This window comes from Actinokineospora guangxiensis, from assembly GCF_042657845.1.
In the GTDB taxonomy this organism is placed as follows: domain Bacteria; phylum Actinomycetota; class Actinomycetes; order Mycobacteriales; family Pseudonocardiaceae; genus Actinokineospora; species Actinokineospora guangxiensis.
Genome location: NZ_JBHSKF010000002.1, coordinates 303,648 through 325,859 on the forward strand (window position 1 = coordinate 303,648; position 22,212 = coordinate 325,859).

Here is a 22,212-nt window from a genome sequence, read left to right on the forward strand (position 1 = left end):
CCGTGCGCGGAGGTGACAGGTGGGCTCATCGGTTTCCCCGTTCGCGTTGCAGCAGCACGGCCACGGCGATGATCACGGCCTGGGCCATCTGCGCCACCGACACCGGCACGTCGTTCTTGATCAGGGTCGCGGTGATCAGCTGCATGAGGACCGCGCCCGCCACCGTCCCCACGACCCGCACCCGCCCGCCGGTGAGCGGTGTCCCGCCGACGACCACCGCGGTGATCGCCGACAGCTCGATCAGCTCCCCGAGCCGCGACGGGTCGCTCGCGCCCAGCCGCGCCGTGGCCAGCACCCCAGCGATCGCCGCGAGCACCCCGGAGATCACGTACACCAGGACCAGCACGCGCTTCACCGGCAGCGCCGCGAACTCCGCGGCCCTGCGGTTGCCGCCGATGGCCACCAGGTGCCGCCCGAACGTCGTGCCCGAGACCAGCAGCCCGACCAGCACGACGAGCCCGACCGCCACGAGAACCGTGTACGGGATGCCCAGCACCGACCCCGACCCCAGCTCCCGCATCGGCGCGCTGCGGATGTCCTTGAGCTGCCCGTCGGCGAACACCAGCGCCAGCCCACGCCCCCCGACCAGGATCGCCAGGGTCGCCACGATCGGCTGAATCCCGAGGAACGCCACCAGCGACCCGCTCACCACCCCCGCCACCGCGCCTGCGACGAGGCAGAACACGATCGCCACGAACGGCCCGTACCCCAGGTACAGCGGCAGAACCGCGGCACTGATCGCCATCACCGACCCGACCGAGAGGTCGATGCCCTCGGTCCCGATCACCAGCGCCATCCCCAGCGCCACGACCAGCACCGGCACCACCTGCACGGCCTGCGTCCGCAGGTTCTCCGCCGCCAGGAAGTTCGGTGTGAACACCAGGTTCCCGAGCACTAGCACCCCGAGCGCCACGTACACGCCGTAGTCGCGCGCGTAGTCCGTCCACCCGCGCCCCGGTTGTCCCCACCCCCGAACCGACCTGGCCCCTCTCAGCCTCCCCCCGACAGCCTGGCGGCGGGGGGCCGGAGATTCCCGCTCCCGCACGCTCACCGCCCCCGCTCCCCTGCGTCGGCGATCGCCGCCAGCACCCCGTCGGCGGTCACGTCGGCCCCGCGCAGCTCGGCCACCGACCACCCGTCCCGCAGCACGACGACCCGGTCGGCGCCCTCCACCAGCTCCTCCAGGTCACTGGAGACCAGCACGATGCCCAGCCCGTTCGCGGCGAGTTCGTCCACAAGTGACAGGACCTGGGCCTTCACCCCGACATCGATGCCCCGGGTCGGCTCGTCCAGCAGCAGCACCCGGGGACTCATCGCCAGCCACCGCGCCAGCATCACTTTCTGCTGGTTTCCCCCGGACAGCTCCCCGACGGGCTGGTTCGGGCTGGACGCCTTGATGGACAGCCGCTCCATGAAGCCGCGCACGACCGCGTCCTGGCGGGCCTTCGACAGCACCCCGAACCGGGAGACGCGCGACAGCACGGCCAGCACGATGTTGTCGCGCACCGACAGGTGCGGGATGATCCCGTCCGCCTTGCGGTCCTCGGGCACCAGCACGATGCCCGCGCCGATCGACGCCTTCGGCGAGCCCGCCCGCACCGGCCGGTCGGCGGCCTCGACCACGCCCGCGTCGAGCCCGCGCAGCCCGGCCAGGGCCTGCACCGTCTCGGTGCGGCCGGAGCCGAGGAGCCCGCCGAGCCCGACGATCTCGCCCGCCCCGACCTCGATGTCCACCCCGGCCACCGCCGCGCCCGACCGCAGGCCGCGCGCCCGCAGCGCCGCGGGCCCCGGCTCCGCGGCGTGGTCGGTGTCGGCGACGTGCGAGCGGGCTTCGGCGAGTTCGCGGCCCAGCATGGTCGCCACGAGCCGCGCGCGCTCCAGCGCCGCGAGCGGACCGGTGTGCACGACGCGGCCGTCGCGCAGCACGGTCACGTCGTCGCACACCTGGTAGACCTCGTGCAGGCGATGGCTGACGAACAGCACGGCCACCCCGCGCGCGGCCAGGTCGCGCACCAGGTCCAGCAGCGTGCCGACCTCGCGCGGCTCCAGCGCCGAGGTCGGCTCGTCCATGATCACCACGTCGGCCTCGGTGGTGACGGCGCGGGCGATCGCCACCAGCTGCCGAACGCCGAGGCCGAAGTCGGTCAGCGGCGCGCGCGGGTCGGCGTCGATGCCCAGGCCGCCCAGCACCTCGGCGGCCTGGCGGCGCATCGCGGCGAAGTCGACCAGCCCGCGCCTGCGCGGCTCGCGGCCGAGGAACAGGTTCGCCGCCACCGACAGCGTCGGCACCAGGTTGACCTCCTGGTACACGGTGCTGATCCGCGCCCCGCGCCGGTCGAGGACGCCGGAGTCCGGCTCGTGCACGCCCGAGAGCAGCTTGATCAGCGTCGACTTGCCCGCGCCGTTCTCGCCCATCAGCGCGTGCACCCGGCCGCGGCGCAGGACGATGTCGGCGTCCTCCAGCGCGCGCACGCCCGCGAACCGCTTGGTCAGCCCGGTGGCCGCCAGCACATCGGTCGCCGCCATCGTCAGTACGCGGTGCTCAGCTCGGCGGCGGCGTTGTCCGCGTCGTACTGCCGGTCCTCGATGATGATGGACTCGGCGATGCCCTCGCCGCCCGCGAACCCGGCGATGGTCTGGAAGGCCAGCGGGCCGAAGCGCGGGTTGGACTCCACGACGGCGTTGATCTCGCCGTCCACGATGCCCTGCACGGCGTTGCGGGTGCCGTCGATGGAGACGATCTTGATGTCCTGGCCGGGCTTCTTGCCCGCCGCCTTGATCGCGGTCACCGCGCCCAGCGCCATCTCGTCGTTCTCGGCGTAGATCGCGGTGATGTCCGGGTTGGCCTGCAACAGCTGCTCGGTGACCGCCTGGCCCTTCTCCCGGGAGAAGTCGCCGGTCTGCTCGGCCACCACCTCGATGCCGGGGGCGCTGGCGGCGACGTAGTCCTTGAAGCCGGCGGTGCGGTCGGTGGTCACGTTGTTGCCGGAGGCGCCGAGCAGGATCGCCACCTTGGCCTCGCCACCGGTGACCTCGTTCATCAGCTCGCCTGCGCGCCTGCCCTGCTCGACGAAGTCGGAGCCGATGAAGGTCAGGTAGTCCTGGCAGGCCTTGGCCGAGCCGAGCTTGCGGTCGATGGTGATGACCGGGACCTTCTTGTCCCGCGCGGCCCGCAGCGCGGGCTCCAGGCCCTCGGAGTTCAGCGGCGCGACGATGAGCACCTGGGCGCCCTGGGCGAGCATGCTCTGGATGTCGGAGACCTGCTTGCCCAGGTTGGAGTCGGCGTTGGTGACCAGCAGCCTGCCCACGCCGACCTTCTCGGCCTCGTCGCGGATCGACCGCGTCTCGGCGATGCGGAACGGGTTGGCCTCCTTCTCCGACTGGGAGAAGCCGACCACCGCGGTCGTCAGGTCGATCGGCCCGGCGCCGTACTGCTCAGCGGTGCAGGTCGGCCCGCTCGGCGCGTCGGTCTTGACCACCTGGCCGCCGCCCTCGCCACCGCCGCCCGCGGGTGCGGACGCCTCCGGGTTCGCACAGCCGGTGACAGCGAGTAAGGCGGCTGCGGTCAGCGCGACACCGGCCCGGACCTGGCGAAACCGGTTCCGGGGAAAGGGGAGAACGGCGGTCATGACCACTCCTAGACGGCATTGGCGGGAGCGAGCCGCGTTGCGCTCAATAGCGATGACTTAAGCCGGAGATGCCCGCCGATGGCAAGAAAACGACCGCTCAGTGACCGGAAATGTTCGTTTGCTCGTGCGAAACGGTCATCGCTTCAGCGATGTGCACCCGGGTGCCGGTCGAGCGCAGCGCGGCCAGCTCCGAGGCCGAGGCCGCCCCGTCGGTGACGACGTGGGCGATCTGCGGCGGCGGGACGGTCTGCACCATTGTGTCGACGCCGATCTTGGTGTTGTCGGCGACGACCACCACCTCGTCGGCGATCGCCGCCATGGCCCGGTCGACCGCCGCCACGGCCGCGTTCGGGGTGGACAGCCCGCGCGCCGCGGACAGCCCGTTGCCCGACAGGAACGCCCGCTGCACCCGCAGCCCGGCCATGCCCCGCTCGGCCGCGCTGCCCACCAGGGCGAAGATCGACCCGCGCAGCAGCCCGCCCGGCATGATCACCTCGATCCCCGGTGAGCGGGCCATGACCTGGGCGACCAGCAGGGAGTTCGTCACCACGGTCAGCTCGGCGAGCTTGCTCAGCCGCCGGGCCAGCGCCAGCGTGGTGGTGCCCGCGCCGATCACCACCGCGTCGCCGGCGCTGACCAGCTCGGCGGCGACCTCGGCGATGGCGGCCTTCTCCGCGCTGGCCACGTGCGTCTTCTCGGTGTGCGTCGGCTCGTAGGCGGGCCGGTCGGTGGCCACCGCGCCGCCGTGCCTGCGGGCCAGCAGCCCCTCGCCCTCCAGGTGCCGCAGGTCGCGGCGGATGGTGACCTCGCTGGTCTTGAGGATCTTGGCCAGCTCCCGCAGCGAGACCGCGCCGTTGCGTCGCAGGAGTTCGAGGATGACCATTCGGCGTTCGGCGGCGAACATGGCACCGACGCTAACCGAACGAAAGCGGTCACGGGAGTGCCAATTGCGGTGAACGGTTTCGGGAGGTGAATGGTGGCATCGGATATCTCGTCGGGCGATTGTCTCGACGTTGGAAATGTCCTTGCGCCGTCCGAGAAATGTCATTCGCCGATTGATTACGGGGAGTGAACTATATGCGGTGGGTCAGCCATCGGCTCGGACCCACCGCCCGGGTGCGGGCGGACGGGGTCACGGGGTGAAGGTGGAGAACAGCACCACCGCGAGGCCGTTGACGATGGCGACGACCGGCTTCGCCTCCGCCGAGCCGACCGCGCCGGTGTAGACGGTCGCGATGACCGACGCGGCGAGAAAGCCCAGGACGAACTTGGGGAACCGCTCCCGCAGCTGCCTGCCCGCGCGGCGCTGGCCGCTGGTGCGCTCGACCCTCAGCGCGAAGTAGGCCGTCGGCGCGAAGGTCGGCGACGGCCACGACGCCCGGCAGCGCGAAGATGATGACCAGGCTCGCCGTGTAGGCCAGCTGCTCCCGCCTCGCCTGCACCGACACCGCCGAGGGCAGCAGCGCGCGCAGCCTGTCGTCCAGGCCCAGCCTGCCGCCCAGCCATCAGGTGACCCCAAACACGACGGTGATCAGCACGGTGGACCGCACGATCGCCGGTCCCGCCGCGCTCGCGATCACCGCGAAGTTGATCGACGCGCCGAGCAGCACGAGTCCGGTCTTGATGGAGGACTCGGTGCGGAAGCCGCCGGCGAGGCGGTCGCGGACGCCGAGCTTGGTCAGCACGAGGTTGCCCAGCGGGCCGAGGAGGATCGCGTAGACCGGGTACTCCACGGCCCCGGCGAAGTCCTCCGACAGTCGCCACCTCGTGTCAGTCGCGTGACCAGGCACGCGGTCTTCCGAGGTCACGGTGAGATCGTCACGGCGCTGCCGCCATGTGGCAAGACCTCCCGCATCGTGGATGTATGGCCGGTCGTTGCTCCGTTTGCCGCACATGGCAGGCTGGTCCCGATGCCATTTCGAGACGTCGGCCCGCGCGTGAGCGGGCCCGATCGCGGGTATGACCTCCCCGTGATCACCGCTGCTAAGCCCGAAGTCGACGCGCTCCTGGCGCGGGTGGCTTCCGGCGACCGACCGGCCTTCGGCGACCTCTACGACGCCGCCGCGGCCCGCGTCCTCGCTGTCGCCCGCCTGGTGTTGGACGACGACTCCGCTGCCGAGGCCGCGGCGGGACGCGCCTGGGTGGACGTGTGGCGCCAGGCCCCGCGCTTCGACCCCGCCGGGGGCAGCGGTCTCGGCTGGATCCTCGGACTCGCCCGCGAAGCCGCGGCGGGTCCGCAGGTCGCGCGCTAGACGGGGAGCGGTGCACCGTGCATGTCGCGATCGTCGGCGCCGGGCTGGCGGGGCTCAGCGCCGCTGACGTCCTGAACCGCGCGGGCGTGCGGATCACCGTCCTGGAAGCGGGCGACGAGGTCGGCGGGCGCGTGCGCACCGACACCGTCGAGGGTCTGCGCCTGGACCGGGGCTTCCAGATCCTGCTGCCCGCCTACCCCGAGGTCGCCTCCCGCGTCGACCTCGCCGCCCTCGACCCGAGGCCGCTGCGGCGCGGCGCGTTCGTCGCCCACGGCGGGCGGCGCGATCTGCTCGCCGACCCCAGGGGCGGCCCGGCCGCCTGGCAGGGCGCGCTGCACCAGACCGTGCTGGGCGCCAAGGACCTGGCGGCGCTCGGCGCGCTGACCGTCCGCGACTGGCTGGCTCCCGCCGACCTGCTCCGCCGGGCCGTCGACCGGACCACGCGCGCCGACCTGGCGCGCCGGGGGCTCTCCCAGGACGCCATCGAGCGGGTCATGCTGCCCTTCCTGGCCGGGGTGTTCCTCGAACCCGAGCTGACCACCTCGTCGCGGTTCTTCCACCTCGTGTGGCGCTGCTTCGCGCGCGGCGGCGCCGTGCTGCCCGCCGACGGGATGGTCGCGCTGCCCCGCCAGTTCGCCGCCCGGCTTCCCGCGGGTGCGCTCCGCCTGAACTCTGCCGTCGAGGAGGTCCTTCCCGACGGTGTCCGCCTCGCCGGCGGCGAGCGCGTCACCGCCGACGCGGTGGTCGTCGCCACCGACGGCGACACCGCGCACCGCCTGGTGCCCGCCTGCCCCGCCCCGCGCTGGCACGGTGTCACCACCTGGTACTTCCGCCCGCCCGAGTCGCCGCTGCGCGATCCGGCCCTGGTGGTCGACGCCGACAGCGGCCCGCTGGTCAACGCCCTGGCCCTGCCCGGCCCGGTGGTTCAGGGGTCTACTGTGGACTTCGAGGCGACCGAGTCCGACGTCCGGGCCCACCTCGGCAGGCTGTTCCGCGCGGATGCCGCGGGCTGGGACCTGCTGGCCCGCTACCCGATCCCGCGCGCCCTGCCCGCGATGGCCGCCCCGCACCCCATGCGCAGGCGAACCCGCTTCGGCGAGCGCCTGCACGTCTGCGGCGACCACCGCGACACCAGCTCCATCCAGGGCGCTCTGGTCTCCGGCAGGCGCGTCGCCGAGGCGCTGCTGGCCGGCTGAGTCAGAACCGGTCGCGGTGGCGCTCCTGCTCCAGGACCGCGTCCAGATCGGCCAGCCTGCCCATCGACGCCACCGCGCGCGCCGTGCGGTGGTTGCGCTCCAGGGCGGCGCGGTGCCGGTGGACCCAGGCCCAGTAGCCCGCGGTGTACGGGCAGGCGTCGTCGCCGACGCGTGAGGTGGGGCGGTAGGGGCAGCCGCGGCAGTAGTCGCTCATCCGGTTGATGTAGGCACCGCCCGAGGCGTACGGCTTGGTCGCGAGCCTGCCGCCGTCGGCGTGCTGGCTCATCCCGACCACGTTCGGCGGCATGACCCACGCGAACCCGTCCACGAAGGCCGTCGCGAACCACTCGGTCAGCTCGGCGGGGGAGTAGCCGCGCTGCAGGGCGTGGTTGCCGAGCAGCATCAGCCGCGGGATGTGGTGTACCCAGCCGCGGTCGCGGACTCCGGCGAGCGCGTCGCTGAGGCAGCGGGCGGACACGGCTTCGGCGTCGAGGTCGCGCCACCACTCCGGCAAGGGCCGCTTGGCGCGCAGGGCGTTGGCGTCGGTGTAGTCGGGACCGAAGTGCCAGTAGAGGTGCCACATGTACTCGCGCCAGCCGAGGACCTGGCGGATGAACCCCTCGGCGGCGGCCAGACCGACGTGCCCGGCGCGGTAGGCGCTCTCGGCCGCCTCCGCGACCCGCAGGGGGTCGAGCACACCGAGGTTGAGGGGGACCGAGAGCAGCGAGTGCGACATCGCCCAGTCGCCCGCGAGCATCGCGTCCTCGTAGCGGCCGAAGGTCGGCAGGCGGTGCTCGATGAACCGCCGCAGCGCGCGGTCGGCTTCGGCCGGGGTGACGGCGAAGCGCCGCGCACCATCGCTTCCGACGGTCGGGTAGTCCGCCGCGTCGAGGTCGGCGCGGACCCGCTCATCGATGTCGTCCTCGCGCGGCCGGTAGGGATCGGGCACACCGAGGGTCTGCTTGCCCTTCGGCGGTGGCTCGCGGTTCTCGGCGTCGAGGTTCCACCGGCCCCCGACGGGGTGCGGCCCGTCCATCAGGACGTCGAAGCGGCGGCGCTGGTCGCGGTAGAAGTCCTCCATCAGGAACCGGGTCCGCTCGCCCGCCCAGTCCCGGAACTCCGCGCGCGGCAGCGCGAACGCGGGCGTCGGCAGGACATCGGCCACCAGCCCCTCCTCGCGCAGCGCGTGGACGAACGCCTCCGCGGCGTGCGAGGTGGGCTCGTGGACCAGGACCGGCCTGCCGACGGCCCGCAGCGCCTCGCGGTAGGTCTCGGTGCGCAGCAGCGTGGCCCGCTCGCCGAGGTCGGCGGCGGCGTGGCGCAGCGCGGAGAGCACGATGTGCAGCTTCTGCCGGTGGTAGCGCCGCCTGCGCATCGCCGCGGCGGACTCGACCAGCACGACCTCGCGGTGCGCGTGGTCTCCGCTGTGGAAGCGGGTGCCCAACTGGTCGGCGAACAGCAGCAGCGGGGTGTCGTCCGCCATGTCGCACACCGTAAGCGCGGCGGGCCCGCGGCGCAGCGCGGAGCCGTGCGGGTACGGCGGCGGTCAGGCCGCCTGCAGGTCGGGGCGGGCGCGGAGGCTGCGCAGGGCGTTGTGGACGCGGCTCTTGACGGTGCCCACCGGCACGTCCAGCGCCACGGCGGCGGAGGCGGCGGTGCGGTCGGCCAGGTACACCTCGACCAGGGTCCTGCGGTGCTGGACCGGCAGCGAGTCCAGCGCCGCGGTCACGACGATGCGGTCCAGCACCTCGTCGACCGGGTTCGGGGTGCTGGTGGGGTCGGTGTCGGGCAGTTCGACCTCGGTCGGGCGGGCCTGGCGGTGGCGGTGCTGGTCGACGGCCACGTTGTGGGTGACGCGGGTCAGCCAGCCGCGCACGGAGCCGCGCTCCTCGGTCAGGCGGTCGATGTTGCGCCAGGCGCGCACCCAGGTCTCCTGCACGACGTCCTCGGCCCGGTGGCGGTCCCCGCAGCACAGCCGGGTGGCGTAGGCGAGCAGGGCGGGCCCGTGGTCGCGGACGATGCTGTCGAAAGCGGACATCGCGATCTCCCTGGTCATCGAGGTGCTTTCCCGATGCCCTAACACTTCCGCTACCGACCCGTCGCTGTCGGTGGGCCTGTCCCCACACCGCGAGGGGCTTCCCCGCCGGTATCCCGAGGTCCCCCCACCCCCGGGGTAGGGCGATCCCTACCCTTCGCGGCGCGGTGAACCGGCGGGAGCGCGGCGGCCGTGGCCCAGCGGAGAACGATCAGCGGAGAACGATCACCGAGGCACCGGAAGGGACAGCGATGGACACCCAGACCCCCGCGGACCGCCCCCAGCTGCGCGAGCTGGTCGCCGAGGCCGACGCGCGGCAGCGCCTGGTCGACTTCCTCGGCGGGGCCGCCGACGAGCGCGAGCCCGTGCTGGCCGACGCGGCCTGACCGGCCGGTGGGCCGGTCAGGGGCTGGTCAGGTCGGCGCAGCCGACGGCGTCGGAGTCCGCGCCCGCGCCTTTCACCCAGCGCACCGAGTCGAAGGCGGCCTCGAAGCGGCCCTCGGTGTAGATGAGGAAGTACGTGTCCACCTGGTCGGGCTTGAGGCCCTTGTCGACAAAGCAGGACAGCGGGACGCGCACCGTCGTCTTCTCCCCGACGGGCAGCCCGGCGAAGAGACCCGTGGCCTCCAGGACGCCCTTGCACGGGTAGCGGCAGTGCGCCTGGACCGTGAGGTTGTCGGTGGGCGGGGTGTACACGACGACGTCGAACACCAGCGCGCCGTCGCCGCTGACGATGTCGGTCATGTCCTGCGTGCCGTCGATGTCCTGGAAGTACAGCTGCGCGGCCCCCGAGCCCGACCAGCTCGCCCGCAGCCCCTTGCGCCCGTCGCCCAGGTCGTCGGGGCTGATGGTGATTTCGGCGTGCGAGGCCGAGCGGTCGACGCCGACGTGGGTGCCGGTCCAGTTCTCGGCGGAGCCGATGATGCTCTTGTACGGCTGCACGTCCCCCTCCTGATAGAGGACCCGCTCGCCGGGCGGCTGCGCCGGGGCCGTCGCGCCCTGCGACGGGCCGCCCAACGCGCGCGCGCCGTTGCCGTCGTCGCCGCCGAAGAGCGTGAACCCGGCGACCAGGCCCCCGACGAGCAGCAGCACGCCCGCGGCGGCGGCGGGCACGACCCACTTCGGCCGACGCTTCACCGACGTGGCCGCGACGGCGGGCAGCGGGGGCACCGGGTTCAGGCCCGACGGGGGAGTGCCGGGCGGCGGGGAAGCGGCGGCGGGCGGGGTGGCGCGCGCTGTCGCCGCCGCCCCGAGGGCGACGGTGAACTTGGGGTGAAGACTCGCCCGCACCGGCCTGCCGAAGGCCGAGGACACCATCTGCGAGACCAGCGGGATGCGCGAGGACCCGCCCGCGAGCAGCACGGCGGAGAGGTCCTGCGGCTTGAGCCCGGCCGAGGTGATCGTGCGCTCCAGCGCCTCGGTCGTCAGGGCGACGGCCGGGCGGATCATGTCGTTGAACTCCAGCCGCGTGACCAGCACCTCGCGCGCGCCGCCGGGCAGCGGCACGGCCAGCGTCACGTCCGGCTCGGTGGAGAGGTCTTCCTTGGCGCGCACGCACAGCGCGCGGATCGCGGCCAGCGCGGTGGCGGCGGTGGGGTCGGCCGGGTCGAGCGCGGTGATCGCGCCGTCGAGGCGGCTGTCCAGGTGGGCCAGCAGCGCGTCGTCGAAGTCCATGCCGCCCAGGCGCTCGACGCCCTCCGGGGTGCCGATGATCTCCATGCCACCGGGTCTGGCCCGCAGGATCGTGGTGTCGAAGGTGCCGCCGCCGAGGTCGTAGACGGCGATCAGCTCACCCTCGCCGAGCCTGCGCTCGACCGCGTAGTGGGTCGCCGCGGCCTCCGGCTCGGTCACCACCCGCACGTCGCGCACGCCGGCCAGCTGCGGCACCTCGTCGAAGTGCTCGCGCCGGTAGGGCCCCCACACCGCGGGGCAGGTCAGCACGACCTGGGCGGGCGGGGCGCCCTCGCCGGAGACCACCGTGCCCAGCACGTCGCGCAGCTGCGCGGCCAGCAGCGCCGCCGCCGAGAACGCGGCCCCGCCGATCACCAGCGGCGTCGGGTCGCCCAGCCTGCGCTTGTGGCCCACGGACAGCCTGCTCGGCTCGGCCGCGCCCGCGGCCGTGGCGGCCGTCCCGGTCAGCAGCCTGCCCTCGGCCGAGGCGAACACCGCCGACGGCGTCACCACGTCGGGTCCCAGCGGGACCATCCGGGTGCCCCGGGGGCCGGACACCGCGGCGGCGGTGAAGGTGGTCCCGAGGTCGACACCGAGCCCGTAGTGCACGAGTCCCCCTGAATGGAAACTGAAACCGTTTGCACGGATAGTAACCCCGCTGTCGCTGGGTAGGGATGTCCCTACCCCGGACTCGGGGACCCCTCATTGCTACCCGTGCTAACGACCGCGATGCTGTGAGGATGCCCGGACCGCTGCGCGCGCTGCTGTCGCCGTTCCGCGCGCGGCCGCACCGGCTGCGCGCGCCCGACCGCGACACCGCCGAGCTGCGCTGCGCCCTCGAACGCGCCCTGCACGACGGACCCGCGCTGCGCGCGTCCGCGCTGGCGCTGGAACTAGGCTTGCTCGCCGTGACCGTCACCGATCCCGTCGAGCGCAAGCGCCTGGACGCCGCGCAGGACACCGTCCAGGACGTCATCGACGACCTCCGGGCCATGGGCGAGGTGCTCTACCCGCCGGTGCTGGCCGGGTCGGGCCTCGAGCCCGCGCTGCGCGCCGTCGCCGAGCGCCAGGACCTCGCCATGACCATCGACATGGCCGTCGACGCCGGGGGCCTCGACCCGCGCGAGCACTCCCGCGTCTGCCTGCTCGTCGCCGACCACCTGCGCTCGCTGGAGCCCGGCACCGCCGTCGCGGTGCGGGTGCGCGGCGGCAGGCGGTTCGTGCGGGTGCGGGTCACCGCCGCCGGGCGCGTCGGCTGGGCGGTGATCCGGTGCGGGTAGCCATCGCAGAGGACGGCGCGCTCTTCCGCGAAGGCCTGGTGCTGCTGCTGAAGGCGGCCGGTCACCAGGTCGTCGGCTGCGTGCCCGACGGCGACAGGCTGCTGTCGCTGGTGCTCACCGAGCAGGTCGACGTGGCCGTGCTGGACATCCGCATGCCGCCGGAGCCCGAGGGCGGCCTGCTCACCGCCGCGCGCATCCGGGCCGCCCGCCCGGAGATCGGGCTGCTGCTGCTGTCGCACTACGCCGAGACGCACTACCTGATGCGGGTGCTGGAGATCGGCACCGAGCGCATCGGCTACCGGCTCAAGGAGCGCGTGGCCGGGGTGCAGGTGCTCGGCGACACGCTGGAGCGGATCGCCGGTGGCGAGATCGTCATCGAGCCGGTGCTGGCCAAGCGGCTGGTGCAGAACCAGGCGGGCCGCGACGACGACCCGCTGGACTCGCTGACCGAGCGCGAGATGGACGTCCTGCGGCTGATGGCCGAAGGCCGCACCAACAACGCGATCGCAGGCGAGCTGTTCGTCTCGTCCAAAGCGGTGGAGAAGCACATCGCGGCGATCTTCACCAAGCTCGACATCCCCGGCGACCCGACCGTGCACCACCGGCGCGTCCTCGCCGTGCTCGCCTACCTGCGGTCCCGCCGGATCGGGGGCTAGGTGGGCGTGCGCAGGTCGCGGGGCAGGCCGCCGCACGAGGTCGTCTCCACCGCGCCCGCGCCGCTGCTGGTGCCCGCCCTGGTCCGCAACCTGGCCGAGGTCGTCCGCGGCGACATCGTCTACTGCGTGCCGACGCCCGCGGGCCTGGTCGCCGTCGCCGCCTGGCCGCCCCGGCCCCGGCCGCAGGCGCTGGCCGCCGACGTGGCCGCCGCCGCGGCCGACCCGCGCTTCGCCGTGGTGGAGGCCGTGCCCGGCGGGGGAGCGGTGCTCGTCGCCAAGTCCGGCCGGGTCAGCCCGAGCGAACTCGCCGCGGTGGGCGACACCGCGGTGTGGCTCGGCGTGGCCGCCCGCGTGGAGCGCGACCGCGCGGCCAGGGACCGCGCCGCCGCCAGGACCGACGCGGTCACCGCCGAGCTGCGCACCGCTCGCGCCCGCCTCGCCCAGGTCCGCGACCTGGAGCGGCGCAGGCTGGTCGCGGCCGTCACCGCGGTCACCGGGCGCGAGTTCGGCGACGTCCGGGCCCGCGCGGGCGACCTGCGCGCCGACCTTGACCCGGCCGCGGCCGAGCGCCTGCGCGACGCGCTGGACGACCTGATCGACACCTTCCGCACCACCGTCCGCGGCGTCCACCCGGCGATGCTGCCCGACCGCGGCCCCGCCGCCGCGCTGGAGGAGCTGGCCGCCACCTTGGCGACCCCGGTCCGCTTCGCAGGCGACCTCGGGCGCAGGGTGGGCTGGGAGGTCGAGTCCGGGCTCTACCACGCCGTCGCCGCGGTGCTGAACCTCGTCGCGGCCCGGGGCGGCCCGCCGGTGACCGTCGCCCTCTCCCGCGCCGACGGCGCGCTGCAGGTGCGCGTCACCGCGTCGGCCCGCGCGGACCTGGGGGACGCCCTCGCCGACGACGCGGAGCGCATCGCCGTGCTGGGCGGCGCCCTCGACTGCGCCGTGGAGGACGCCTACGCCGATGTCGTGACGTCCAGGATGGTCGGAACCGATGACGCGTCGGCGCAGGAGTTCCCCGTGACCGTCACCGTCCGCCTGCCCGAGCGCCTCGGCGCGCCGCCGGAGCAGCCCGAGGGGACCTCGCTGCTCGACGCCGTGCGCGGGGTGCTGGAACACGGCTGGCAGACCGCGCCGGACCAGCGCGTCCGCGACCGCTGGGCGGCCATCGCCGAGCGCCTGCACCACCCGCCCCGCCTGGCCGTCCTCGGCGGGCACCGCGCCGTCAGCGCCCTGCTCGGCATCGACGTGCCGCCCGCCGAGCAGCCCACCTGGTACGTCCACGGCGAGGGGGACGCCACCACCGACCCGGCGGGCAACCCTGTCGTCCGGCTCCCGGCCGAACCGCTGCGCTCGCTGTCCATCGTGGACTTGACCACACCGCTGGACGCCGCACTCGCCGCCGCGCTGCCGGTCGACCCGGTGTGGGCGGTGGACGCCGTCGTGTGCCCGTCCCCGCCCGCGCCGTGGCTGCGCGCGGCCCTGCGCTCGGCCGAGCACCGCGTCATGGTGCTGGAAGCCGCGGCTCCGCACACCGTCCCGGGCCGCGGCGCTCTGCGCGAGGCCGTTGCCAGGGGATTGCTGCTGCGGGCCGACACCGTGGCCGCGCGCCGGGCGCTCGTGGACGCCGCCGCCCTGGTCCGCGCCCTGCGCGACGGGCACTCGCTGGCGTGGTCGGTGGAGCGGGTCCGCGCCTGCGCCCACGACCTGGCCGAACTGGACCTGATGGACGACATAGACCGCGGCGCGGTCCTGCTCCGCGACCGCCACGGCGAGGCGCTGCGCCTGCTCGGGGTGCACGGCCTGGACGCCCGGTCCCGCCTGGACCTGCCGTCGGGCGCCTCGGACGCGCGGGTCCGCTCCGCCGCCCGCGACGCGGCCGACCGGTGGCGGGCGGCGGGCGCGCACCCCGCGGCGACGGGGTCCGTGCGGGCCGCCGCGGAGGTGCTGGTGCGCACCTGCGAGGGGATCGCCGCGCGCTGACGTCGCAACAGTTTCGGCAGGTCCCGCACTGGCAACCGGCAACGCGGATCACCCGGCCGTGGCCCGCCGCCGTCGCGGTAGCGTCGCGGGGGTGCGGGTGCGCGAACGGGACGAGCGGGCGGTCGCCGCGGTGGCTGCGTGGCTGCGCGTCCCGTGGCCGGACGGGGTCCAGCCCGACCTCGCCGCGCTGGCCGAGGCGGTCGGCAGGGCGGCGGGCGCCCAGGGGTGCTGGCTGCGGGTCGCGGGCCGCCGCTACGGGTGGGGCGCGGACGGTCCATCGTGGTCCACCCCCGTCGACCACGGCGGCAAGGCGCAGGGCACCCTCGGCCTGGTGCCGGAGTCGGCGGGCCCGCTGCAGGAGACCGCCGCCGTCCTCGGCCCGGTCCTCTCCGCCGCCCGCCTGCGCGAGGAGACCGACGCCCTGCGCCGCGCGGGCGACACCGCCACCCGCGACCTCGCCGACGCCCGCTGGCGCGCCGCCGCCGAGATGGACCGCGAACGCCGCACCCTCGAACGCGACCTGCACGACGGCGCCCAGCACCAGCTGGTCGCCCTCAAGCTGTCCGTCGCCCTGCTGGAGCACGTCCTGTCCAGCGGCCAGACCGACCTGTCCCGCACCGCCATCGACGACCTCATGGCCAAGCTGGACGACGCCGAGGACCTGGTCGTCAGGACCGCGGCGGGCATCCTGCCCATCGCCCTGGTCTCCCAGGGCCTCGGTGCGGCCCTGGCCGCCGAACTCACCGGCCACGCCGACGTGACCCTCGACCTGGGCGGCGGCCTGCGCCGCTATCCCCCCGTCGCCGAGTCGGCCGTCTACTTCATCTGCATGGAAGCGGTGAACAACGCCCACAAGCACGCCCCCGGGGCCGCCATCACCGTCTCCCTGCGCGACACCGGCCCCACCCTGGAGTTCACCGTCACCGACACCGGCCCCGGCTTCGCCGACCTCCCCCCGGACGCGGGCCTGCACAACCTCTCCACCCGGGCCACCGCTGTCGGCGGCACCGCCCGGGTCCACTCCACCCCCGGCCGGGGCACCACCGTCACCGGCGCCGTCCCGACCGGTCCCGCATGATGGATCACCGAGCCGGACTTCGCCAATCGCACTAGCTTTGCCCGCATGATCGGATCGGGGAGGCGAGGGAGTCGCTGATGCGACATGTGCTCAGAGGTCTGCTGCTGTTCCTGCTGCTGATGGTGGTCGTGCCCGCGCAGGCAGGCGCGGCGCAGGATGAACGGCCGGTCGTGAAGGTGGGGACGGAGGGGACGTATCCGCCGTTCTCGTTCCACGACCCGACCACCCAGGAACTCACCGGCTACGACATCGAGGTCATCAAGGCGATCGCGGACAAGGCCGGGTGGCGGCTGGAGTTCGTGGAGACGCAGTGGGACGCCATCTTCCCGGCGCTGGACTCCGGGCGGATCGATCTCATCGCCAACCAGGTGTCGGTGAACGAGGAGCGGGCGGCCAAGTACGGGCTGTCGGAGACCTACACCTACTCCCGGGGCGTCGTCGTCCGGCGCACGGGTGATGAGTCGATCAAGACGCTGGCCGATCTCAAGGGCAAGACCACCGCCCAGTCGGCGACGAGCAACTGGGCCGACATCGCCCGCGGGGCCGGAGCGAACGTCGAGGCCGTCGAGGGGTTCGCGCAGGCCGCGGCGCTGCTCGTCCAGGGGCGGGTCGACGGGATCGTCAACGACAACATCGCGGTGCTCGACTACCTGGCCACCACCGGCTCCACCGAGATCGAGATAGCGGGGGACGCCGGGGAGGAGGGCAGTGAGCAGGTGCTGGCCTTCCGCAAGGCCGACACCGCGCTGCTCGACCAGGCCAACCGGGCGATCACCGCGCTCAGGGCCGACGGGACGCTCGCGGGCATCTCGCAGAGGTACTTCAAGGCCGACGTCTCCGTGCCCGACGGCGGCAGCGCCGACCTCTCCGACGGCCGCGGCCAGCGCGGCGTGTGGGAGACGCTGGGGAACACGGCCTGGCCGATGTTCGTCGGCCTGGTCAAGGTGACCATCCCGCTCACCGCGCTGAGCTTCGCCATCGGTCTCGTGCTGGCGGTGTTCGTCGCGTTGGCGCGGATCTCCTCCTACCGGGTGCTCTCCGGCCTGGCGCGCGCGTTCATCTCCATCATCAGAGGGACGCCGCTGCTGCTGCAGCTGTTCATCGTGTTCTACGGGCTGCCGCAGATAGGCCTGAAGTTCCCGCCCTTCACCGCGGCGGTCGTGGCCTTCAGCCTCAACGTGGCGGGCTACGCCGCCGAAGTGGTGAGATCGGCGATCCTCGCGGTGCCGAAGGGGCAGTTCGAGGCGGCGTCGACCATCGGGTTGGACTACCGCAGGACGCTGACCCGCATCGTCTTCCCGCAGGCGGCCAGAACAGCGGTGCCGCCGCTGTCCAACACGCTGATCTCCCTGCTCAAGGACACCTCGCTGGGCTCGGTCGTCCTGCTGACCGAGCTGTTCCGCGAGTCGCAGCTCGCCGCGGCGGAGAGCAACGAGTTCCTGGCGCTCTACGCCTTCGCGGGGCTGTACTACTGGGTGATCTGCGTGGCACTCTCCGCCGGGCAGAAACGACTGGAGACCCGACTGGACAGGTACGTGGCCAAATGACCGAGACACGCATCCGGGTGACCGGACTGGAGAAGTCCTTCGGCGAGAACAAGGTGCTGCGCGGCATCGACTTCGAGTCCGCGCGCGGCACCTCGACTGTCCTGCTGGGACCGTCCGGGTCGGGCAAGACCACAGTGCTGCGCTCGCTCAACGCCCTGGAGCTGCCCGAGCGCGGGACGGTGGCCATCGACGACGTCGAGGTCGACTTCGCCGCGCTGCCCAAGGGCAAGGCGGGCCGCAGGGAGAGCAGCAGGCTGCGGGCGCAGAGCGGCATGGTCTTCCAGGCGCACAACCTGTTCCCGCACAAGACCGTGCTGGAGAACGTCATCGAGGGGCCGGTGATCGCCCAGGGCCGCGCCCGCGAGGAGGCCGTCGCCGACGCCGAGGCGCTGCTGGCGCAGGTCGGGCTCGCCGACAAGGCGGGCTCCTACCCGTTCCAGCTCTCCGGCGGGCAGCAGCAGCGCGTCGGCATCGCCCGCGCGCTGGCGCTCAAGCCGCGGGTGGTCCTGTTCGACGAGCCCACCTCGGCGCTGGACCCCGAGCTGGTCGGCGAGGTGCTGGCGGTCATCAAGGACCTGGCGGCCGAGGGCTGGACGATGGTGGTCGTCACCCACGAGATCCGCTTCGCCGAGCAGGTGGCCGACCAGGTCCTGTTCCTCGACGGCGGCGTCATCGTGGAGCGCGGCCCGAGCGCCCAGGTGATCGGCGACCCGCGCGAGGAGCGCACCCGGCGCTTCCTCAAGCGCATCCTCGACCCGGGATGAACGACGGCGGGCGACCGGGGAGACCCCGGTCGGCCGCCGCCACCCCCCGTCACCGCGTCGGGCTGCTCACCCGATCGGTGCGCCACGCCGCCGACAGCGCCACCTTCGAGCCGGTGCGCAGCAGCGACCCGGAGAACACCCTGGTGGACAGGTGCAGCACCAGCGCCACCGCCACCGCGAGCACTCCGAGCGACAGCAGCGCCTCCCACGCCGCCGCCTCGCCCGCGAACATCCGCACCGGCATCGCGATCGCCGCCGAGAACGGCACGAACGAGAGCACGGCCATCGCGACCGCGTTGTCGGACATGAACATCACCAGGAAGTACGGGCCCATCACCAGCATGATCATCGGGCCCATGGTCGAGCCGAGGTCCTCCTGCCTGCTGACCAGCGAGCCCGCCACGCCCCACATCGCGGCCAGCAGCACGAACCCGAGCACCATGAACGGCACGAACCAGCCCACCGCGGGGGCGATCACCGACAGCAGCTCCGACTGCCCGCCGATGCCCAGGGCGACCGGCGTCGCGATCGCCAGCAGCAGCACCTGCCCGAGCGTCATGGCGGTGTGCCCGAGGATCTTGCCCGCCAGCAGCGCCCGGACCGGGATCGTGGCCACCAGGATCTCCACGATGCGCGTCTGCTTCTCGGTCACCGTGCTCTGCGCGATCGCCGTGCCGCCCATGCCGAAGATGAGGAACAGCAGCGAGAAGACCATGATCACCAGCTGCCGCTGACCACTGCCCACATCGGAGGGTTCGAGCAGATCGACCGGGGGAGCGGTGTTCAGCGCGGCGATCACGTCGGTCGGCGGGTCGGACAGGGCCAGCACCCGCACGCCGGTCGCGGACGCGCCGCTGGTGTCGGGCACGACGGCGGCGTCGACCTCCTCGCCGCGCACCAGTTCCTGCGCGGCGGCGAGGTCGGCGACCTCCCGCACCTCGAAGTCGGTGCCGGAGAGCACGGCCGCGCCCGCCGACCCGACGACGGCGACCTTGTCCTTGCCCCCGCCGAACACCGAGGGCAGCACGGCGGTCGCGAACAGGCCCACCAGCAGCACGATGAGGCCGATCCAGAACGACTTCATCCGCAGGAAGCTCATCACCTCGCGCTCGGCGACGAGCCGGGTGGCCCTGGCGAAGGACGTCGTCGTGGCACCGGGCGCCGCTGGTGCGGCGGACGTGCCGGTCGGCAGCGTGGTCGTCATCGGACGGCCTCCTTGAAGATCTCGTCGAGGGACGGGTGCACGGGGGAGAAGCTGCGCACGTCGCCGCGCCGCAGCGCCTCCCGCAGCACTTCCTGGTCACCGCGCCCGTCGAGGTCGAACACCGCGCGCGGACCGTCCACGTCGACCACCCGGATGCCGGGGTGGTCGCGCAGCCAGCCCGCGTCGGAGTCGACCACCAGCTCGAAGCGCGGCGGCCCGTGCTTGGCGCGCAGCTCCTCGCGGCTGCCCTTGGCGACGATCCCGCCGCCGGAGATGATCACCAGGTCGTCGCAGAGCCGCTCGACCAGCGCCAGCTGGTGGCTGGAGAACAGCACCGGCACGCCCGCCGCGGCCCGCTCGCGCAGCGTGGCCAGCACCGTGTCGACGGCGATCGGGTCCAGGCCGGAGAACGGCTCGTCCAGGATCAGCGCCTCGGGCCGGTGCACCAGCGCGGCGGCGACCTGGGCGCGCTGCTGGTTGCCCAGCGACAGCTCCTCCAGCTTGTCGCCTGCCCGCTCGGCCAGCCCCAGCTGCTCCAGCAGCTGCTCGGTGTCCTTCTTGGCCGCCGCCCGGCTGAGCCCGTGCAGCTGGCCCAGCCACGCGATCTGCTCGGCGACACGCATCTTCGGGTACAGGCCGCGCTCCTCGGGCATGTACCCGAAGCGCTGGCGCACGTCCTGGGTCACCGGCCGTCCCTGCCAGACCACCCGTCCCCCCTGCGGCGCGAGCACGCCGAGGATGATCCGCATGGTGGTGGTCTTGCCCGCGCCGTTGGCCCCGAGGAACCCGGTCATCCGTCCCGGGGCGACGTCGAAGCTCACCCCGTCGAGCACCCGCTTCTCCCCGAAGCTGCGTTCGATCCCGTCCACGCTCAACATGGGCAGAACGCTAGTCCGATTCGCCCGATCAGCGCGTCCGGCGCGCGGACGACTCCCGGGTCATCCGCGCGGGGGACCTCAGGCGGTGCCCGGGGCGACGATGCCGTTCTCGTAGGCGTAGACCACCGCGTGCGTGCGGTCCCGCAGGTCCAGTTTGGACAGGATGCGCGAGACGTGCGTCTTGACCGTGGCCTCGCCGAGGTGCAGGTCCTTGGCGATCTCGCCGTTGCTGGCGCCGCGGGCCAGGGCGACGAGCACTTCGTACTCGCGGTCGGTCAGCTGCGGCGGGCGGGTCGCGGCGACCGGTCCGCCGGAGAAGCGGGCCACCACCCTGCGGGTGACCTCGGGGGAGAGCAGCGCGTCCCCGCGCGCGACCACCCTGACCGACTCGATGAGGTCCTCCGGCGAGGCGTTCTTGAGCAGGAAGCCGCTGGCGCCCGAGCGCAGCGCCTCGAACAGGTAGTCCTCGCGGTCGAAGGTCGTCAGGATGACGATCTTGATGGAGCTGTCGGCGCCCGCGTCGCCCAGGATGCGGCGGGTGGCCTCCAAGCCGTCGACACCCGGCATCTGGACGTCCATCAGCACCACGTCGGGGCGCAGGCGGGCCACCAGTTCGACGGCGGCGGCGCCGTCACCGGCCTCGCCCACCACCTCGATGCCGTCCTCGGTACCGAGGATGACCCGAAATCCGGCTCTGACCAGGTCCTGGTCGTCGACGAGCACGACCCGCAGCGGTTCGGTCACGGGGCGGGCACCTCCTCGCGGTCGGCCGAGCGGGTCGGCAGGGTGGCGCGCACACGGTAGCCGGGCCCGTCCTTCGGCCCGGCCACCAGCTCACCGCCGTGCACCGCGACCCGCTCGCGCATGCCGACCAGGCCGAACCCCGCGCCCGGCGAGTGACCGCCGGTCCCGTCGTCGGACACCTCCACCTCCAGCGAGTCGGCCAGGTAGCGCACCCGCACGTCGGCGCGGCGGGCGCGGGCGTGCTTGACCACGTTGGTCAGCGCCTCCTGCACCACCCGGTAGGCCGAGAGCGCGACCCCGTCGGGGACCGGGCGCTGCTCGCCGTAGACGCCGAAGTCGACCGCGAGGCCCGTCGTCCGCGCCGACTCGACCAGGTCGGCGAGCTGGCCGAGGCCGGGGTGCGCGTCGGCGGGCGCGGCGGCCCGGTCGTCGGCGCGCAGCACGCCCAGCAGGCCGCGCAGTTCGCTGATCGTCACCCGCGCGGTCTCCTCGACCGCGCGCAGCGCCGCGCTGGCCGCCTCCGGGTCCTTGCCCAGCACGCGCCGCGCCGCGCCCGCTTGCACGCCCATCACCGAGACATGGTGGGCCACGACGTCGTGCAGGTCGCGGGCGATGCGCACCCGCTCGGCCACCACCGCGCCCCAGGTGTTCTGCTCCTGCGAGCGGCGCAGCTCGTCGGCGGCGTGCGCCAGCTGCGCCTCCCGGCGCGCGGAGAGCCAGGCCATCGAGCCGAAGAAGTAGGCCGAGAGGAAGAACAGCAGGTTGAACAGGATGCTGTAGAGCACCGAGGCCAGCACCGGGTCGAACGGCCCGGCCGCGTCGGGGAACTCCGGCGCGGTGCCGACGATCGCCATGACGAGGCTGATGCCCAGCCAGATGAACATCGCGGCGATGACCAGCGCGCGCGACCAGCGGGCCAGCACCCGGTTGGGTTCCCAGGCGCCGACGGTGTAGATCGCCAGGAACAGCGCGATCGACGGGACGAGCGTGTCGCCACTCTGGCGCACCTGCTGGGCGATGAACACCGCGCCGACGACCACGAGCACCAGCACCGGGAACCGGGTGCGGACCATCAGCGGCAGCGTCAGCCCGGCCGTCCACAGCAGCTGCTCCGGCATCGACGGCGGGGTGCCGAGCAGGTAGGCGCCCATGCTGTTGATCAGCACCAGGTTGACGACGGCCGCGGCGAACACCGCGAGCCCGACCCACAGGTCCCCGCGCCGCCGCGCCGCGGTCGGCCCCGGCCGCTCCCAGGCTTCCCAGTCGGTGTCCGTGCCCATGTCGCCCACGGTAGC

22 protein-coding genes are annotated in these 22,212 nt (G+C 73.5%); 9 read left to right on the forward strand and 13 right to left on the reverse strand.

Going from position 1 to position 22,212, the window contains the following annotated elements; all coding sequences use genetic code 11:
- Positions 1–25: 25 nt before the first annotated feature.
- From ACFPM7_RS05195 to ACFPM7_RS05220, 6 genes are all read right to left on the reverse strand, one after another.
- Entirely contained in the window at positions 26–883 is an 858-nt protein-coding gene (locus ACFPM7_RS05195) for an ABC transporter permease (RefSeq protein ID WP_378245021.1), read from the reverse strand.
- A 164-nt stretch (positions 884–1,047) separates the two neighbouring features.
- On the reverse strand, positions 1,048–2,526 hold the full coding sequence (locus tag ACFPM7_RS05200) for a sugar ABC transporter ATP-binding protein (RefSeq protein WP_378244367.1): 1,479 nt from the start codon (positions 2,524–2,526) through the stop codon (positions 1,048–1,050).
- Positions 2,527–2,528: 2 nt separating this feature from the next.
- Entirely contained in the window at positions 2,529–3,629 is a 1,101-nt protein-coding gene (locus ACFPM7_RS05205) for an ABC transporter substrate-binding protein (RefSeq protein ID WP_378244369.1), read from the reverse strand.
- Positions 3,630–3,726: 97 nt separating this feature from the next.
- A complete protein-coding gene (locus ACFPM7_RS05210) occupies positions 3,727–4,533 on the reverse strand; it encodes a DeoR/GlpR family DNA-binding transcription regulator (protein ID WP_378244371.1) in 807 nt (268 codons plus the stop codon).
- Between the two features lie 228 nt (positions 4,534–4,761).
- Positions 4,762–5,148, reverse strand: a complete 387-nt coding sequence (locus tag ACFPM7_RS05215) for a hypothetical protein (protein ID WP_378244373.1) — start codon at positions 5,146–5,148, stop codon at positions 4,762–4,764.
- Positions 5,135–5,437, reverse strand: a complete 303-nt coding sequence (locus tag ACFPM7_RS05220; RefSeq protein WP_378244375.1) for a hypothetical protein — start codon at positions 5,435–5,437, stop codon at positions 5,135–5,137. The genes ACFPM7_RS05215 and ACFPM7_RS05220 overlap by 14 nt, the downstream gene beginning before the upstream one ends.
- Before the next feature lie 162 nt (positions 5,438–5,599).
- On the opposite strand from ACFPM7_RS05220, the gene ACFPM7_RS05225 reads away from it, so the two are divergent.
- On the forward strand, positions 5,600–5,881 hold the full coding sequence (locus ACFPM7_RS05225; RefSeq protein WP_378244377.1) for a sigma factor: 282 nt from the start codon (positions 5,600–5,602) through the stop codon (positions 5,879–5,881).
- Between the two features lie 17 nt (positions 5,882–5,898).
- The gene (locus ACFPM7_RS05230) at positions 5,899–7,077 is read left to right on the forward strand and encodes an NAD(P)/FAD-dependent oxidoreductase (RefSeq protein ID WP_378244379.1); all 1,179 of its coding nucleotides are present in this window, start codon (positions 5,899–5,901) and stop codon (positions 7,075–7,077) included.
- 1 nt (position 7,078) lies between these two features.
- Here ACFPM7_RS05230 and ACFPM7_RS05235 read toward each other — a convergent pair whose 3' ends face one another.
- Together ACFPM7_RS05235 and ACFPM7_RS05240 are read right to left on the reverse strand one after the other, a co-directional pair.
- On the reverse strand, positions 7,079–8,560 hold the full coding sequence (locus tag ACFPM7_RS05235; RefSeq protein WP_378244381.1) for a cryptochrome/photolyase family protein: 1,482 nt from the start codon (positions 8,558–8,560) through the stop codon (positions 7,079–7,081).
- A 63-nt stretch (positions 8,561–8,623) separates the two neighbouring features.
- On the reverse strand, positions 8,624–9,115 hold the full coding sequence (locus tag ACFPM7_RS05240) for a sigma-70 family RNA polymerase sigma factor (RefSeq protein ID WP_378244383.1): 492 nt from the start codon (positions 9,113–9,115) through the stop codon (positions 8,624–8,626).
- A gap of 248 nt (positions 9,116–9,363) precedes the next feature.
- Here ACFPM7_RS05240 and ACFPM7_RS05245 point away from each other — a divergent pair, with 248 nt between their 5' ends.
- Positions 9,364–9,498: a hypothetical protein gene (locus ACFPM7_RS05245; protein ID WP_378244385.1), complete on the forward strand. Its 135-nt coding sequence runs from the start codon at positions 9,364–9,366 to the stop codon at positions 9,496–9,498.
- Between the two features lie 16 nt (positions 9,499–9,514).
- Here ACFPM7_RS05245 and ACFPM7_RS05250 read toward each other — a convergent pair whose 3' ends face one another.
- Positions 9,515–11,392, reverse strand: a complete 1,878-nt coding sequence (locus ACFPM7_RS05250; protein ID WP_378244387.1) for an Hsp70 family protein — start codon at positions 11,390–11,392, stop codon at positions 9,515–9,517.
- 131 nt (positions 11,393–11,523) lie between these two features.
- Here ACFPM7_RS05250 and ACFPM7_RS05255 point away from each other — a divergent pair, with 131 nt between their 5' ends.
- The 6 genes from ACFPM7_RS05255 (at position 11,524) to ACFPM7_RS05280 (ending at position 18,091) form a co-directional block, all read left to right on the forward strand.
- Entirely contained in the window at positions 11,524–12,063 is a 540-nt protein-coding gene (locus tag ACFPM7_RS05255; protein ID WP_378244389.1) for a histidine kinase, read from the forward strand.
- Positions 12,054–12,719, forward strand: a complete 666-nt coding sequence (locus ACFPM7_RS05260) for a response regulator transcription factor (RefSeq protein ID WP_378244390.1) — start codon at positions 12,054–12,056, stop codon at positions 12,717–12,719. The genes ACFPM7_RS05255 and ACFPM7_RS05260 overlap by 10 nt, the downstream gene beginning before the upstream one ends.
- A 6-nt stretch (positions 12,720–12,725) precedes the next feature.
- Complete coding sequence (locus ACFPM7_RS05265; protein ID WP_378244392.1) at positions 12,726–14,702, forward strand: hypothetical protein; 1,977 nt, start codon at positions 12,726–12,728, stop codon at positions 14,700–14,702.
- Positions 14,703–14,793: 91 nt separating this feature from the next.
- The gene (locus ACFPM7_RS05270; protein WP_378244394.1) at positions 14,794–15,780 is read left to right on the forward strand and encodes a sensor histidine kinase; all 987 of its coding nucleotides are present in this window, start codon (positions 14,794–14,796) and stop codon (positions 15,778–15,780) included.
- Positions 15,781–15,857: 77 nt separating this feature from the next.
- A complete protein-coding gene (locus ACFPM7_RS05275; RefSeq protein WP_378244396.1) occupies positions 15,858–17,327 on the forward strand; it encodes an ABC transporter substrate-binding protein/permease in 1,470 nt (489 codons plus the stop codon).
- Positions 17,324–18,091, forward strand: coding sequence for an amino acid ABC transporter ATP-binding protein (locus tag ACFPM7_RS05280; RefSeq protein ID WP_378244398.1), 768 nt, complete (start codon positions 17,324–17,326; stop codon positions 18,089–18,091). Before ACFPM7_RS05275 ends, ACFPM7_RS05280 begins: the two co-directional genes overlap by 4 nt.
- Before the next feature lie 49 nt (positions 18,092–18,140).
- Here the strand turns inward: ACFPM7_RS05280 and ACFPM7_RS05285 are convergent, their stop codons facing one another.
- From ACFPM7_RS05285 to ACFPM7_RS05300, 4 genes are all read right to left on the reverse strand, one after another.
- On the reverse strand, positions 18,141–19,295 hold the full coding sequence (locus ACFPM7_RS05285) for an ABC transporter permease (protein ID WP_378244400.1): 1,155 nt from the start codon (positions 19,293–19,295) through the stop codon (positions 18,141–18,143).
- Positions 19,292–20,173 carry an ABC transporter ATP-binding protein gene (locus ACFPM7_RS05290; RefSeq protein ID WP_378244402.1) on the reverse strand — a complete coding sequence of 294 codons (882 nt, stop codon included), beginning with the start codon at positions 20,171–20,173 and terminating at the stop codon, positions 19,292–19,294. Before ACFPM7_RS05290 ends, ACFPM7_RS05285 begins: the two co-directional genes overlap by 4 nt.
- Before the next feature lie 78 nt (positions 20,174–20,251).
- The gene (locus ACFPM7_RS05295) at positions 20,252–20,917 is read right to left on the reverse strand and encodes a response regulator (protein ID WP_378244404.1); all 666 of its coding nucleotides are present in this window, start codon (positions 20,915–20,917) and stop codon (positions 20,252–20,254) included.
- The gene (locus ACFPM7_RS05300) at positions 20,914–22,197 is read right to left on the reverse strand and encodes a sensor histidine kinase (protein WP_378244406.1); all 1,284 of its coding nucleotides are present in this window, start codon (positions 22,195–22,197) and stop codon (positions 20,914–20,916) included. The genes ACFPM7_RS05295 and ACFPM7_RS05300 overlap by 4 nt, the downstream gene beginning before the upstream one ends.
- Between the last annotated feature and the right edge of the window lie 15 nt (positions 22,198–22,212).

Excerpts from the sequence above, each read along its gene's own strand:
- ACFPM7_RS05255 (WP_378244389.1), top strand. The coding sequence starts at position 11,524 with ATGCCCGGACCGCTGCGCGCGCTGCTGTCGCCGTTCCGCGCGCGGCCG.
- ACFPM7_RS05290 (WP_378244402.1), bottom strand. The coding sequence starts at position 20,173 with ATGTTGAGCGTGGACGGGATCGAACGCAGCTTCGGGGAGAAGCGGGTG.
- ACFPM7_RS05210 (WP_378244371.1), bottom strand. The coding sequence starts at position 4,533 with ATGTTCGCCGCCGAACGCCGAATGGTCATCCTCGAACTCCTGCGACGC.
- ACFPM7_RS05200 (WP_378244367.1), bottom strand. The coding sequence starts at position 2,526 with ATGGCGGCGACCGATGTGCTGGCGGCCACCGGGCTGACCAAGCGGTTC.
- ACFPM7_RS05300 (WP_378244406.1), bottom strand. The coding sequence starts at position 22,197 with ATGGGCACGGACACCGACTGGGAAGCCTGGGAGCGGCCGGGGCCGACC.
- ACFPM7_RS05240 (WP_378244383.1), bottom strand. The coding sequence starts at position 9,115 with ATGTCCGCTTTCGACAGCATCGTCCGCGACCACGGGCCCGCCCTGCTC.
- ACFPM7_RS05280 (WP_378244398.1), top strand. The coding sequence starts at position 17,324 with ATGACCGAGACACGCATCCGGGTGACCGGACTGGAGAAGTCCTTCGGC.
- ACFPM7_RS05285 (WP_378244400.1), bottom strand. The coding sequence starts at position 19,295 with ATGACGACCACGCTGCCGACCGGCACGTCCGCCGCACCAGCGGCGCCC.
- ACFPM7_RS05275 (WP_378244396.1), top strand. The coding sequence starts at position 15,858 with ATGCGACATGTGCTCAGAGGTCTGCTGCTGTTCCTGCTGCTGATGGTG.
- ACFPM7_RS05205 (WP_378244369.1), bottom strand. The coding sequence starts at position 3,629 with ATGACCGCCGTTCTCCCCTTTCCCCGGAACCGGTTTCGCCAGGTCCGG.
- ACFPM7_RS05245 (WP_378244385.1), top strand. The coding sequence starts at position 9,364 with ATGGACACCCAGACCCCCGCGGACCGCCCCCAGCTGCGCGAGCTGGTC.
- ACFPM7_RS05235 (WP_378244381.1), bottom strand. The coding sequence starts at position 8,560 with ATGGCGGACGACACCCCGCTGCTGCTGTTCGCCGACCAGTTGGGCACC.